This is a genomic window from Micromonospora halotolerans, assembly GCF_032108445.1.
GTDB classification, from domain to species: domain Bacteria; phylum Actinomycetota; class Actinomycetes; order Mycobacteriales; family Micromonosporaceae; genus Micromonospora; species Micromonospora halotolerans.
In genome coordinates this window covers 631,084-643,589 of record NZ_CP134876.1, presented here as the reverse complement: position 1 = coordinate 643,589, position 12,506 = coordinate 631,084, and the positions used below count along the sequence as shown (strand labels likewise).

Below are 12,506 nucleotides of genomic sequence, written 5' to 3'. Positions count from 1 at the left end.
CGTCGGTGTGCCACCCGGCCGGCCGTGGGTAGCCTGGCCGCCGTGGAAGCGCCGCGAACCTTGCCGCCCGCCCGGCGCCGGGCCGGTGACCTGCTGCTCTGGGCCGTTCTCGCCGCCCCGGTGGCGTACGCCGGGCTGACCCCGCCCTGGCCGCGCCACGCCGTGCCGCTGCTGGCCGCCTCGCTGGCGCTGCTCGGCCTCGCGGTGGCGTTCGGCCGCCGCTGGCCCCTCGCGGCGCTGCTGGCCGTGGTGCTCGGCTCGCTGGTCGACGGCAACTTCGTCTTCGGCATCCCGGTGTTCAGCTACCTGGCCGGCCGGCGCAGCGCCGGCGCCGGCCGGGTGGCCGCCGTCTTCGGCGCCATCGCGGTCGCCGGCACCGCGCTCAACCTCGGGCTGTTCGGCACCAACCCGGGCACCTGGTTCCTGCTCGCCTCGGTGCTGCTGTTCGCCGGGGTCTTCCCCTGGCTGCTCGGGCGGCTGCGCCGGCAGCAGCGGGCGCTCGCCGAGGCCGGGGAGCGGCACGCCGAGGCCGAGGAGCGGGAGCGGCGGGCCGCCGTGGAGCGGGTACGGCTGCGCGAGCGGGCCCGGATCGCGCAGGACATGCACGACTCGCTGGGGCACGACCTGAGCCTCATCGCGCTGCGCGCCGCCGCGCTGGAACTGGCCGCCGACCTGCCGCCCGCCCACCGGAGCGCGGCCGGGGAGCTGCGGGCCAGCGTGTCCGCCGCCACCGAACGGCTGCACGACATCATCGGCGTGCTCCGGGAGGAGCGGTCCGGGTCGCTGCGGCCGGCCGGCGAGACGGTGGCGGAGCTGGTCGACGGTGCCCGCGACGCCGGGATGGCGGTGGAGCTGCGCGCCGGCCCGGACGGCGGGGACCTGCCGCCGCTGGTCGCGCACGCCGTGCACCGGGTGGTCCGCGAGGCGCTGACCAACGCCGCCCGCTACGCCCCGGGCGCCCCGCTGACCGTCACCGTCGACCGGGCCGGCGGGGAGGTGGCGGTGTCGGTCGTCAACGGGCGGCCGCCGGCCGGACCGCTGCCGGGGCCGGCGTCGCACGGCTCGGGGCTGCTCGCCCTGCGCGAGCGGGTCCGCCTGGCCGGGGGCGTGCTCGACGCCGGCCCCCGCGACGCCGGGTTCGCCGTCACGGCCCGCCTGCCGATCATCACCGCCCCGGCACCGGTCGGTCACGAGCCGACCCGGGCGCCGGTCGGTCACGAGCCGACCCGGGCGCCGGTCGGTCACCAACCGAGCCGGGCAACGGGCGGTCACGGGCCGAGCGGGGTGCTGGTCGGGGACGGCCTGATCCGTGGGCAGGTCGAGGACGGGCCGGCGGATGACCCGGCCCGGAGCGTGGCATGGTCCGGCGGGCCCGAGGACGGCGGCGCGGGTGATCCCCGGCCCGGTGGGACCGCGGACGGCCGGCCCGCGGAGGCGGCGCGGCGGCTGCGGGAGGCCCGGCGGCGGGCCCGCCGCAGCCTGCTGGTGGCGTTCGGCGCCCCGGCCGGCCTCGCCCTGGTGCTCGCGCTGGTCTACTACCCGCTCGCCACGGCGGGCGCGGTCCTCGACCGGTCCGGGTACGAGCGGCTGCGCCTCGGCGAGGAGCGGGACGCCCTCGGGCTGCCCCGCCGGCGGGCCGACCCGCCGGCCGAGGGCGCGACCGCCGGCTGCGAGTACTACACCGACGGGAACTTCCCGTTCGCGGAGCCGACCTGGCGGCTCTGCTTCACCGACGGCCGGCTGGTCAGCAAGGAGCGGATCGCGCAGTGAACGACGACCACGGGCACCCCCTGCGGGTGGTGCTCGCCGACGACGAGGCGATGGTGCGCGCCGGGGTGCGGGCCATCCTGGCCGCCGACCCGGGCATCGAGGTGGTCGGCGAGGCGGGCGACGGTCACGCGGCCGTGGAACTGGTCCGGGCGCACCGGCCCCGGGTGGCGCTGCTGGACATCCGGATGCCCCGGCAGGACGGGCTGGCCGCGGCGGCGGAGATCCGGCGGCTGGTGCCGGAGACCGCCACGGTCATGCTCACCACGTTCGGCGACGACGACCTGATCGCCCGGGCGCTCGGTCACGGTGCGAGTGGATTCCTGCTCAAGTCCGGCGACCCGCGGGAACTGCTCGCCGGCCTGCGGGCGGTGGCCGACGGCGGCGCGTACCTGTCGCCGCGGGTGGCGCGCCGGGTCATCGCGCTCAGCAGCGGCCGGCTGGCCCGCGGCCCGTACGCGCGGGACCGGCTGGCCGGGCTCACCGACCGGGAGCGGGAGGTGCTCGCCCTGGTCGGGGCGGGGCTGTCCAACGCCGAGATCGCCCGCCGGCTGCACCTCGTGGAGGGCACCGTGAAGAGCTACCTGACCAGCATCTTCACCCGGCTGGACGTGCGCAACCGGGTGCAGGCGGCGATCCTCGCGTACGAGGCGGGGCTGGTCCCGCCCACCGGCTGACCAGCCCCGCCCCGCTCAGGCGTCCCGGCGGCGCAGCGCCCAGCGGCCCAGCGCCAGCGCGGCGACGGCCCAGCCGGCGAGCACCAGCAGCCCGACCGCCGCCGGGTACGGCTCGGTGTCCCCGGCGAGGAAGTGGTTGCCGGCCACACCGGGGAACGCGTCGGCGATCCGGGTGAGCACGGTGATCCCCGGCTCCTGGAGGGACAGCGGCACGATCATCAGCAGCGCGAACAGCACGGTCAGGGTGAGCACCGCGCCGCGCAGCGCCGCCGCCAGGCCCAGCGCCAGCACGCCCAGCAGCGCCAGGTACGCGGCCGAGGCGACCACGTCGGCCACGGTGCCGCCGAGCGGGGCCCGGCCCCACTCGCCGAGCACCGGCCAGGCGACGGCCGCGCCGACCGCCCCGATGAGCAGCCCGGTCAGGAACGTCACGCCGCCCACCACGACCGCCTTGGCCGCCAGCACCCGTCCCCGCGACGGGGTGCAGCGCAGCGTCGTCCGGATGGTGCCGGTGGCGTACTCGCTGGTGATCGCGAAGAGGCCGAGGGCCAGTACGACGTACTGGGTGAGTTCCAGCGCGCCGGTGACGATCTCGCCGACGCCGACGATCCCCGGGTTCACGGTCGGGTCGTCGTCGGTGTTCGCGTTCACCGCGTAGATGGCGAGCTGGCCGGCGGTGGCCGCCATGGTGAGCACGGCGGCCAGCAGCGTCCACCAGGTGGAGCGGACCGACCAGAGCTTGGTCCACTCGGCGGCCACCGCCCCGGTGAAGGGGCCGCTGGTCGGGGCGGGCCGGGACGCCGGGCGGGTCGGGGTGACGGTGGACAGGGCGGTCATCGGATCTCGCCTCCGGTCGGGCCGGCCGCGAACTCCACGCTGCCGGCGGTCAGTTCCAGGAACGCCTCCTCCAGGGAGGCGGCCACCGGGGTCAGCTCGTGCAGCCGCACCCTCAGCTCGTACGCGAGGTCACCGACCCGGCCGGCCGGGACGCCGGTGACGGTCAGCCCGCCGTCGTCCGGGCTGACCGTCGCGCCCTCGGCGGCCAGCCGCGCCCCGAGCGTCGCCAGGCCGGCCGACTCGGGTCCGCGTACCCGGACGGAGCTGGCCGGGCGGGCGGCGATCAGGTCGGCGAGCGGCGCGTCGGCGACGAGTCGGCCCCGCCCGAGCACCACCACCCGGTCGGCGGTCTGCTGCATCTCGCTCATGAGGTGGCTGGAGATGAGCACGGTCCGCCCCTCGTCGGCGAGGCCGCGGGTGAACCGGCGGATCCACCGCACCCCGTCGGGGTCGAGCCCGTTCACCGGCTCGTCGAGCAGCAGCACCGGCGGGTCGCCGAGCAGCGCCCCGGCGATGCCGAGCCGCTGGCCCATGCCCAGCGACAGGGCGCGTCCCGGCTTGTCGGCGGCGCGCTCGTCCAGCCCGACGAGGTCGAGTACCTCGTCCACCCGGCGCGCCGGGATGCCGTTGCTGCGGGCCATCGCCCGCAGGTGCGCCCGCCCGGAGCGGGCCGGGTGCACGCCGGTGGCGTCGAGCAGCGCGCCGACCTCGTGGAGCGGGTACCGCAACTGCCGGTAGGGGCGGCCGTTCACCAGGGCCTGCCCGGCGGTCGGCCGGTCCAGCCCGAGCACCATCCGCATGGTGGTGGACTTGCCCGCGCCGTTCGGGCCGAGGAAGCCGGTCACCTGCCCCGGTCCTATCTCGACGGTCAGGTCGTCGACCGCGGTGGCCGCGCCGAACCGTTTCGTCAACGCACGAAGTGTGATCATGCGCCGACGGTAGGCAGCGGAGCGGGTGGCGCACCGCCACCGAACGGCACCGCCCCACCCTGACTTTCGTCAGGTCCGGCGGACCACGAACGCGTCGGGCATCCGGAAGGTGAGATTGTCGGGGCACCACGGCGGCCGGACCACGGTCACCCCGTCGAGCAGCCGCGCCGCCTCGGCCACCACCACGGCCGCCTCCATCCGGGCCAGCTGCGCCCCGACGCACCGGTGCGGGCCCGCCCCGAAGGCCAGGTGCCGGCGGGAGCCCCGCTGCCCCGGCCGGAACTCGCCGGGGGCGGCCACCACGGCCGGGTCCCGGCCGGCCCGGGCCAGCCAGGCCACGATGCTGGTGCCCGCCGGCACGGCGACCTCGCCCAGGGTGGTGTCCACCGCGGCCACCCGCCGCCAGGTGACGATCGGCGGTTCCAGCCGCAGCCCCTCCTCGACCACGTCGGCCACCGCGACCTCGCCCGCGCGCAGGCCGGCCCGCACCGCCGGTTCGCCGGCCAGCCGGTGCAGCAGCAGGGTGAGGAACTGGGAGGTGGTCTCCTGGCCGGCGACCAGCAGGAAGAAGAGCGCGCCGACCACCACGTCGGGGGAGTGCCCGGCGTCGCGCAGCCGGGCGGCCAGCCCGCCCCCGGTGGCGGCGAACGCGCGGAGCACCGTGTGGAACCGGCCCACCTCGGCGGCGAGGGCGAGCTGGCGCGCGGAGTCGAGCGGCGCCCAGAACAGTTCCAGGGCGGCCCGGGCGAAGTCCTTGACCGCGCCGACCGGGGCGTCCGGCAGCTCGACCAGCCGGGCCAGCACCAGCAGCGGCAGGTCGGCGGCGAGTTCGGCGTACAGGTCGACCGGCCCGCTCGCGGCGAGGGCGGCCGCCAGCCGGGTGACCCGCTCCCGCACCAGGCCGGTCAGCCAGGGCTGCTGGGCGGCCACCCGGTCGGGGTGCAGCGCGTCGGCGACGATCGCGCGGATCTCCGGGTGGCTGGCCGCCGCGTTGTTCGCGAGCGTCGGGGGCAGCCGGAACCGGTGCCCGGCGAGCACCCGCAGCGCGGACACCGGGATCGGGGTCACCGCGTCGAGGGCGTTGTCCGGCCGGAACGTCGCCGGGTCGGTGAGCAGCCGCCGGACCAGGGCGTGCCGGGTCACCACGAGGTGCGGCACGCCGACGTGGTCGACCACGGTGGCCGCGTCGGGCCACGGTCCGTCGACGGACTCGCCCCAGCCCCGGAACAGCACGGCGCCACGCTAGCGGGCGGCTCCCGGCGGAGCCGGGTCCAGCTCCCACACGGTGGTGTGCTTCACCCGTACGCTCTCCAGCGCCTCGGGCACCGGCACCTCGTAGGCGGCCAGCTCGTGGAAGCGTTCGCGGGGCAGGAACGCCCGGCCGGGGTCGCCGACCAGCACCCGGGCCCCGGACCGGGCCGCCCGGAGCAGGAAGCGCAGCACCCGCCGGGCCATCGCCTCGCTGTAGAACACGTCGCCGGCCAGCACCACCTCGGCGTCCCCGGCGTCGCCGTCCAGGATGTCCCCGAGTTCGGCGTCGACGCGTACCCCGTTGGCCTCGGCGTTGAGCGCGACGGCCGCGACGGCCCGCTCGTCCACCTCGACGGCCCGGACGGCGGCCGCGCCGCACCGGGCGGCGGCGATGGCGACCAGGCCGGAGCCGGAGGCGAGGTCGAGCACCCGCCGGCCGGCGACCAGGTCGGGGTGGTCGGTGACGTAGCGGGCGAGGGCCTGGCCGCCGGCCCAGGCGAACGCCCAGAACGGCGGCGGTTGGGCGCTGTGGAACTCGCCCTCGGTCAGCTCCCAGAGGCCGATCGGCTCGTCGGCCTGGTGCAGCCGCACCTCCGGGACGAAGGCGACCGGGGTGAGCCGGGCGTGCAGCCGGACGAAGGCCGCGGACAGGTCGGACACCGGGTGATTCTGTCGTACGCCCGGAGGCGGCCGGCGGGCGATCCCGGGCGTGTCGCCGCGGCGGCGTGACCGGTTCACCACGCTCGGTGAGAAGGGCCCCCGGTGTTGGCGGTGCGTGCGAACACGCCCGTCTACCGGGTCGCCCGTGGCGCTCCTAGCGTTTCGGGGTGGACGCGGCCGACGGGAGGAGACGGTGGTGAGCGGGTGGCGGTACGCGCTGCGGATCGGGGTGGTGCTGGGCTGCCTGGCGGGGGCCGGGCTCGGCGCGGCCGCGCCGGCCGGAGCGGCGGCGGCCTTCTCGACCGAGCTGAGCGGCCTGCCGGACGAGTTCACCGCCGGCGACCGGGTGGAGACCCTGTCCGCCGTGGTGTCCCGCATCGACGGGGGCGGCTGCGTCAAGGTGCGCTGGTCGATGCTGCTGCGGGTGCAGGGCCTGCGGCTGGACCAGGTCAAGGTGGACCGCGTCGAGGACAACGGCTCGTTCCCGCTGGAGATCCGCACCGACGGGGACACGGCCCGGCTGACCGACCGTGACCTGGACCCGGGGCTGCTGTGCCCGGGCCGCACCGTCACGGCCCGCTACCGGGTGGCCTTCGCCGAGGACGTGGCCCGGGGGCAGGTGAGCTTCGCCGCCGAGGCGTACGACCCGGGGTTGCGCCTGCTGGCCCGGCGGACCGCCGACCGCCCGGTGGTGGGGGAGGAGGCGACGGTCGCACCGACCGAGGCGACGCCGGAGCCCACGGAGCGCAGCGCCGAGCCGACCGACCCGGCCACCGGGGAGCCGGCGGCGGAGGAGCCGTCGAGCGAGGCGGCGGTGGTCGAGCCCCCGCCGCCCGGCGCGGCGGGCCGGCCGGTCGCCACCTCGGGCGGCTTCGGCGTGGTCCAGGTCGCCTTCCTGCTCGGCGGGCTGCTGGTCTTCCTCGGCGCGGGCCTGCTGCTGCGGATGCGGCGCCTGCTGCGCCCCGCCCGCGAGGCGCCGCAGTTCGAGCGGCCCGCCCGCGGGGGCTGGTAATCGCACTTTACAAAAGTCTGCCTCTTATAAAACGGCGTGACCGCTGCCACAGTCTGGGCAGGAGTTCACGGATCGGAGGCTGACGATGGGCACCGACACCGTCCCCTGGCGGGACACCCGCAAGCCGCTCTGGCCGCTCGCCCTGCTCGTGCCCGCGCTGCCCTTCCTCGGCTGGTGGGTCTGGCACGCGACCGGCGCCGGCTGGGCCTGGTGGCTCACCCCGGCCGTCGTCTTCGGCGTCATCCCCGTGGTCGACCTGCTCATCGGCGACGACCGGGAGAACCCGCCGGAGGAGCTGGTGCCGGCGCTCCAGGCCGACGGCTACTACCGCTGGCTCACCTACCTCTACCTGCCGGCCCAGTACGCGGCCCTGGTGCTCTGCTGCGCCGTGTGGACCCACGGCGGGCTGTCCTGGGCGGCCGCCGCGGGCCTGGTCGCCACCATCGGGGTGGTCGACGGCATCGCCATCAACACGGCCCACGAGCTGGGCCACAAGCGGGAGGCGGCGGAACGCTGGCTGTCCCGGATCGCCCTCGCGCCGGCCGGGTACGGGCACTTCCACGTCGAGCACAACCGGGGGCACCACACCCGGGTGGCCACCCCCGAGGACCCGGCCAGCTCCCGGCTGGGCGAGACGTTCTGGGCGTTCTGGCCGCGTACGGTCTGGGGCAGCCTGCGCTCGGCCTGGCGGCTGGAGAGCAGCCGCCTGCGCCTGCGGGGCCGCAGCCCGTGGACCTGGCGCAACGACGTGCTCAACGCCTGGGCGATGACCGTGCTGCTCTACGCCGTGCTCGCGGTCGCCTTCGGCCCCGGGGTGCTGGTCTTCCTCGCGCTCCAGGCGGTGGTCGGCTTCTCGCTGCTGGAGGTGGTCAACTACCTGGAGCACTACGGGCTGGCCCGGCAGCGCACCGCCGCCGGCCGCTACGAGAAGGTCGATCCCCGGCACAGCTGGAACAGCGACCGGACGGTCACCAACGTCTTCCTCTTCCAGCTCCAGCGACACAGCGACCACCACGCCAACCCGCTGCGCCGCTACCAGACGCTGCGCAGCTTCGACGCCTCCCCGCAGTTGCCGGCCGGCTACGCCACCATGGTCGTCGCCGCGCTGCTGCCGCCGGTCTGGCGGCGGGTCATGGACCACCGGGTGCTCGCCCACTACGGCGGTGACCCGGAGCTGGCCAACGTGCATCCGCCGGCCCGGGACCGGCTGCGGCGGCGCGACACCGCCCGCGCCCGGCCCGTTCAGTCCAGTTGAGCCGGCTCCAGGCCCAGCTCCCGCGCCGCGACGAGGCGGACCCACTCGGCGATCTGCCGGCGGGTGATCACCCGCTCGTGCACCGCGAGCTGCACGGCCAGGCCGTCCATCACGGCGCTGATCCGCCACGCCGCGCCGGCCGGGTCGGGGCAGTCGAAGGTGCCGTCGGCCACCCCGTCGGCGATGACCGCGGCCAGGTCCCGCCGCCACCGCAGGTCCAGCCGGCGCGACAGCTTCTCCAGCTCGGGGGTGCGCAGCGACTCGGCCCACCCGTCGATCCACATGGACCAGGAGGTCGACCGGCCGGTCGGGGCGTAGAGGCGGAGCATCCGGCGCAGCTTGGCCAGCGGCGGGGCGCTGGAGCGGATCACCGTGTCGAGCCGGTTGAGATCCTGCTCGACGGCGTAGGCGAACGCCTGCGCGAGCAGCCGGTCCTTCGTGGCGAAGTGGTAGAAGACCAGGGCCTGGCTGACCCCGGCGGCCTCGGCCACGTCAGCCGTGCGGGTGTTGGCGAGTCCCCGTTCCGCGATCACCTCACAGGCCGTGCGCAGCAGCGCGTCCAGGCGGATCTCGGCGGCACGTCTCGTCACGCCGTTACCGTAGCCCATCCGAGTGACCACGAGGAGTTACCGAGGCGGCTGGTCGGGCGCCCGACAGTCGGCTTCCGGACAGTGCGTCCGGGGCGACAATCCCCAGGTCCGCGCCCTGCACCACGCTTGATCGTCTTCCACCCAGGCTCCTAGGAAGCTTCGGGCGGCCGGAACTCCGTCACCCGGACGCGCCCGGAAGCGGGACCCGATTTGGCAACCGTTCCCGGGCTCGGCTAAAGTTCTCATCCGTCACCGGATAACACCGGGGGCACGCGGACGTAGCGCAGCTGGTAGCGCATCACCTTGCCAAGGTGAGGGTCGCGGGTTCGAATCCCGTCGTCCGCTCGGAGCTGCCGCCACGCATGTCGGGGGCAACCTCGGTGGAGTGGCCGAGAGGCGAGGCAACGGCCTGCAAAGCCGTGTACACGGGTTCAAATCCCGTCTCCACCTCGGCAGTTGACGAGGGCGATTGGCGCAGTGGGAGCGCGCTTCCTTGACACGGAAGAGGTCACTGGTTCAAACCCAGTATCGCCCACCAGCGGAAAAGGTCGTGTCGATCATTCGACACGGCCTTTCCTGTTTCTCCGTCACGCCGAGGCGCCCAGCAGCGCCTCCGCCACGGCCGTCCGGCTGCTCAGCAGCGACCGCCCCTGCCGGTGCGTCACCACCAGGCCGGCCGCCCGCAACGCGGTGAGATGCTGCGACACCCCGGCCGGGGACAGCCCGGTGCACCGGGCCAGCTCGGTGGTCGACCGCGGCGCGTCCAGGGCGGCGAGCAGCCGCGCCCGGCCCCGCCCGAGCACCGCGCCCAGCGCGTCCGGCGCCTCCGCCGGGCACTCCCACAGCCCACCGATCCCCCGCGCCGGGTAGGCCAGCTGCGGGACGTCGCCGGCCGCGATGCTGAGCACCGACGGCCAGACGAACACCGAGGGCACCAGAACCAGCCCGCGGCCGTCCGGCACGTCCGGCGCGGCGCAGTGGCGCTGGCTGATCAGCAGGGCGTCACCCTCCCAGCGGACCCGCTCGTGCAGGTCGTTGAGGAGCCCCGCCGCGCCGTCCTCGGCCAGCCGGCGGGCCCGGTGGAACACCTCGGCGTCGAGGACCGCCCGGATCCGGGGCCAGTCGCGGGCCACGGCCACCCGCCAGTACGCCGCGATCTCGTCGGCGAGCCGGCGCAGCCCGGCCTCCGGGTCGGCGTACAGGGCGGCCACCGCCGCGGGCCGCGGCCCGGGACAGAGGTCGAGCTGGGCGCGGACCGTGTCCGACGGGGTGGCGCGGAGCACGGCCAGTTCCTGGTCCAGGTCCGGCGTGAGGCCGGCCGGCGGCGGGGTGAGGAAGTCCGGCAGGTAGCCCGGCGCGGGCGGGACCAGGTGCCCGAGCAGGCCGGTGTCCGGGTCGAGCAGCCCCGCCTCGGCGAGCCGCGGCCGGACCCGGTTGGCCCAGGGCAGGTGGAGCGCGTGCCGGCCCGGGTCGCGGAGCACCCGGACGCCGGCCATCACCTCCCAGAGGCAGGAGAGCGCGAAGCGGACCCGGGCCACCCCGCCCGCCGACAGCCCGATCGCGACCACGCCGCCCCCCGTCGTTTCAGCCAGGACTGAAACATTACGACGGCCGGCGCCGCCGCCCGAGACTGGGCGGGTGAACGAACAGCACACCCGAGCCCTGCACCTCCGATCCCTGCACGTCCCCGGCGAGCCGCTGGTCCTGGTCAACGCCTGGGACGCGGCGAGCGCCCGGATCGTCGCCGCGGCCGGCGCCCGCGCCGTGGCCACCACGAGCGCGGGCGTCGCCTGGAGCCGCGGCGTACCCGACGGCGACGCCCTCGGCCGCGAGACCGCCGTCGACGTCGTCCGCCGCGTCGCCGCCGCGGTGCCGCTGCCGGTCACCGCCGACATCGAGTCCGGGTACGGCGACAGCGCCGACGAGGTCGCCGAGACGGTGACCGCGGTGCTGTCGGCCGGCGCCGTCGGGGTGAACGTCGAGGACGCCCGCCACGACGGCGGTGCGCCACTGCGCCCGGTCGAGGAGCAGGCCGCCCGGCTGGCCGCCGTCCGGTCCGCCGCCGACCGGGCCGGCATCCCGCTGTATGTCAACGCGCGCGTCGACACCTTCCTCCGCGGGGCCGGCGGGATCGAGGAGACCGTGGCGCGGGCCGGGGCGTACCTGGCCGCCGGCGCGGACGGGATCTTCGTGCCCGGGGTGGTCGACCCGGACACGGTGGCCGCGCTGGTCGCCGCCATCCCGGCGCCGCTGAACGTGCTGGCCGGGCCGGGCGCCCCGCCGGTGGCGGCGCTGGCGAAGCTCGGGGTGGCCCGGGTCAGCCTCGGTTCCGCGGTCGCCGAGGCCGCGTACGCGGTGGCCCGGCGAGCCGCCGAGGAGGCGTTCACCGCCGGGACGTACGGCGCGCTGGCCGACGCGCTCGACTACGGCACGCTGAACGAGCTGATGCGCTGACCGGGTACGCGGAACGGGGGCGCACGGCGGCGCCCCCGTCACACCCGATCAGGGACAGATCAGCTCCGTCGGCCCCGGCGGGTCACAGCGGCGGGGCGACGTCCCGGCGCTCCTCGACCCGGCGGTACTCGACCGGCTCGGCCGTGGTGACCACCTCGCGGCGGCGACGGCCCCACACCAGGGACGTCATGATCAGACCCAGGACGCCGGCCGCCATGAGGATCCAGCCGACGACGTCCAGGTCGACCCCGCCGACGCTGGCGTTCAGCGCGAACGTGAGGATCGCGCCGACCGCGATCAGGAAGATGCTCGTTCCGATACCCACGACAGCCTCCTTCAGGGGATTGTTGTGCTGTCGCAGCAGTCAGTACCCCCGCGACGAGCGGCGCAACCACCAGGCCGTGACGGCGGTCACCCGATCGTCGACCCGGGGCGCGCCGGGGCCCTGCCGCGCGGCGATCTTGTCATCGGGTACAGTTGCAGCCGTCGCCGGCGCGAGCCGGTGACAACGCGGACGTAGCGCAGCTGGTAGCGCATCACCTTGCCAAGGTGAGGGTCGCGGGTTCGAATCCCGTCGTCCGCTCGCGATCCGCCCCCTCGCGGGCCGACCGTCGCCGGTGATCCGGCGGGTGCCCGGGCGATTGGCGCAGTGGGAGCGCGCTTCCTTGACACGGAAGAGGTCACTGGTTCAAACCCAGTATCGCCCACCAGCTGTCCGAACAGCACGAAGGCTCGTCACCGCACGCGGTGGCGGGCCTTCTCCCTTGCGCACCCGGGGCGGCCGGATCCCCGGTCACGCGCCGGCTGTCCTCGCGGCGGCCGGCGCCGCACGGGGACGTCGAACGAGGATCACGTCTGGCTCCGAGGGGTACGGGCGGTGGTGGCCATCGTGCCATCGACCGCCGACATCGGGCGGATCGCGCCGCCGGTCGCCGCCGCCCGCGGTCCGCCGGGTCGCCGGCCACTGGCCACATCGGTCGCTCGGCCGCACGGAGGAACTGGTACGGATCCGCCCAACGGGTTATGGAACCGCTGGCCCGCAGCGTGACAGGGTGGTGGCCCGTGGAGCTGGGA

General features: G+C 76.0%; 12 protein-coding genes and 5 tRNA genes. 10 read left to right on the top strand and 7 right to left on the bottom strand.

Annotated elements, in window-relative coordinates; translation table 11 throughout:
- Positions 1-42: 42 nt before the first annotated feature.
- On the top strand, positions 43-1,770 hold the full coding sequence (locus RMN56_RS02910; RefSeq protein WP_313722305.1) for a sensor histidine kinase: 1,728 nt from the start codon (positions 43-45) through the stop codon (positions 1,768-1,770).
- Positions 1,767-2,444: a response regulator gene (locus RMN56_RS02905; protein WP_313722304.1), complete on the top strand. Its 678-nt coding sequence runs from the start codon at positions 1,767-1,769 to the stop codon at positions 2,442-2,444. Before RMN56_RS02910 ends, RMN56_RS02905 begins: the two co-directional genes overlap by 4 nt.
- 15 nt (positions 2,445-2,459) lie before the next feature.
- On the opposite strand, the gene RMN56_RS02900 is transcribed toward RMN56_RS02905, so the two are convergent.
- From RMN56_RS02900 to RMN56_RS02885, 4 genes are all read right to left on the bottom strand, one after another.
- On the bottom strand, positions 2,460-3,281 hold the full coding sequence (locus tag RMN56_RS02900) for an ABC transporter permease (RefSeq protein ID WP_313722303.1): 822 nt from the start codon (positions 3,279-3,281) through the stop codon (positions 2,460-2,462).
- Complete coding sequence (locus tag RMN56_RS02895) at positions 3,278-4,210, bottom strand: ABC transporter ATP-binding protein (RefSeq protein ID WP_313722302.1); 933 nt, start codon at positions 4,208-4,210, stop codon at positions 3,278-3,280. Before RMN56_RS02895 ends, RMN56_RS02900 begins: the two co-directional genes overlap by 4 nt.
- Positions 4,211-4,279: 69 nt before the next feature.
- Positions 4,280-5,443 (bottom strand): cytochrome P450, encoded by a 1,164-nt coding sequence (locus RMN56_RS02890; protein ID WP_376787267.1) that lies wholly within the window; start codon positions 5,441-5,443, stop codon positions 4,280-4,282.
- Positions 5,444-5,452: 9 nt separating this feature from the next.
- On the bottom strand, positions 5,453-6,121 hold the full coding sequence (locus tag RMN56_RS02885; protein WP_313722301.1) for a class I SAM-dependent methyltransferase: 669 nt from the start codon (positions 6,119-6,121) through the stop codon (positions 5,453-5,455).
- Between the two features lie 196 nt (positions 6,122-6,317).
- Here RMN56_RS02885 and RMN56_RS02880 point away from each other — a divergent pair, with 196 nt between their 5' ends.
- A complete protein-coding gene (locus tag RMN56_RS02880; protein ID WP_313722300.1) occupies positions 6,318-7,133 on the top strand; it encodes a hypothetical protein in 816 nt (271 codons plus the stop codon).
- 85 nt (positions 7,134-7,218) lie between these two features.
- Positions 7,219-8,388: an alkane 1-monooxygenase gene (locus RMN56_RS02875; RefSeq protein WP_313722299.1), complete on the top strand. Its 1,170-nt coding sequence runs from the start codon at positions 7,219-7,221 to the stop codon at positions 8,386-8,388.
- On the opposite strand, the gene RMN56_RS02870 is transcribed toward RMN56_RS02875, so the two are convergent.
- On the bottom strand, positions 8,376-8,978 hold the full coding sequence (locus RMN56_RS02870) for a TetR/AcrR family transcriptional regulator (RefSeq protein WP_151462959.1): 603 nt from the start codon (positions 8,976-8,978) through the stop codon (positions 8,376-8,378). The genes RMN56_RS02875 and RMN56_RS02870 overlap by 13 nt on opposite strands.
- Positions 8,979-9,250: 272 nt before the next feature.
- Here RMN56_RS02870 and RMN56_RS02865 point away from each other — a divergent pair.
- The 3 genes from RMN56_RS02865 (at position 9,251) to RMN56_RS02855 (ending at position 9,516) form a co-directional block, all read left to right on the top strand.
- Positions 9,251-9,323, top strand: a tRNA-Gly gene (locus RMN56_RS02865).
- Positions 9,324-9,357: 34 nt separating this feature from the next.
- Positions 9,358-9,428 (top strand) — tRNA-Cys (locus tag RMN56_RS02860).
- 13 nt (positions 9,429-9,441) lie between these two features.
- A tRNA-Val gene (locus RMN56_RS02855) sits at positions 9,442-9,516 on the top strand.
- A gap of 49 nt (positions 9,517-9,565) precedes the next feature.
- On the opposite strand, the gene RMN56_RS02850 is transcribed toward RMN56_RS02855, so the two are convergent.
- The gene (locus RMN56_RS02850; RefSeq protein ID WP_313722298.1) at positions 9,566-10,546 is read right to left on the bottom strand and encodes an ArsR/SmtB family transcription factor; all 981 of its coding nucleotides are present in this window, start codon (positions 10,544-10,546) and stop codon (positions 9,566-9,568) included.
- Positions 10,547-10,616: 70 nt separating this feature from the next.
- On the opposite strand from RMN56_RS02850, the gene RMN56_RS02845 reads away from it, so the two are divergent.
- Positions 10,617-11,432: an isocitrate lyase/PEP mutase family protein gene (locus tag RMN56_RS02845; protein WP_313722297.1), complete on the top strand. Its 816-nt coding sequence runs from the start codon at positions 10,617-10,619 to the stop codon at positions 11,430-11,432.
- An 82-nt stretch (positions 11,433-11,514) separates the two neighbouring features.
- Here the strand turns inward: RMN56_RS02845 and RMN56_RS02840 are convergent, their stop codons facing one another.
- Positions 11,515-11,757: a DUF6458 family protein gene (locus tag RMN56_RS02840; protein WP_262284413.1), complete on the bottom strand. Its 243-nt coding sequence runs from the start codon at positions 11,755-11,757 to the stop codon at positions 11,515-11,517.
- 185 nt (positions 11,758-11,942) lie between these two features.
- On the opposite strand from RMN56_RS02840, the gene RMN56_RS02835 reads away from it, so the two are divergent.
- Together RMN56_RS02835 and RMN56_RS02830 are read left to right on the top strand one after the other, a co-directional pair.
- A tRNA-Gly gene (locus RMN56_RS02835) sits at positions 11,943-12,015 on the top strand.
- A gap of 52 nt (positions 12,016-12,067) precedes the next feature.
- A tRNA-Val gene (locus tag RMN56_RS02830) sits at positions 12,068-12,142 on the top strand.
- Positions 12,143-12,506 lie beyond the last annotated feature (364 nt).

Excerpts from the sequence above, each read along its gene's own strand:
- RMN56_RS02900 (WP_313722303.1), bottom strand. The coding sequence starts at position 3,281 with ATGACCGCCCTGTCCACCGTCACCCCGACCCGCCCGGCGTCCCGGCCC.
- RMN56_RS02895 (WP_313722302.1), bottom strand. The coding sequence starts at position 4,210 with ATGATCACACTTCGTGCGTTGACGAAACGGTTCGGCGCGGCCACCGCG.
- RMN56_RS02875 (WP_313722299.1), top strand. The coding sequence starts at position 7,219 with ATGGGCACCGACACCGTCCCCTGGCGGGACACCCGCAAGCCGCTCTGG.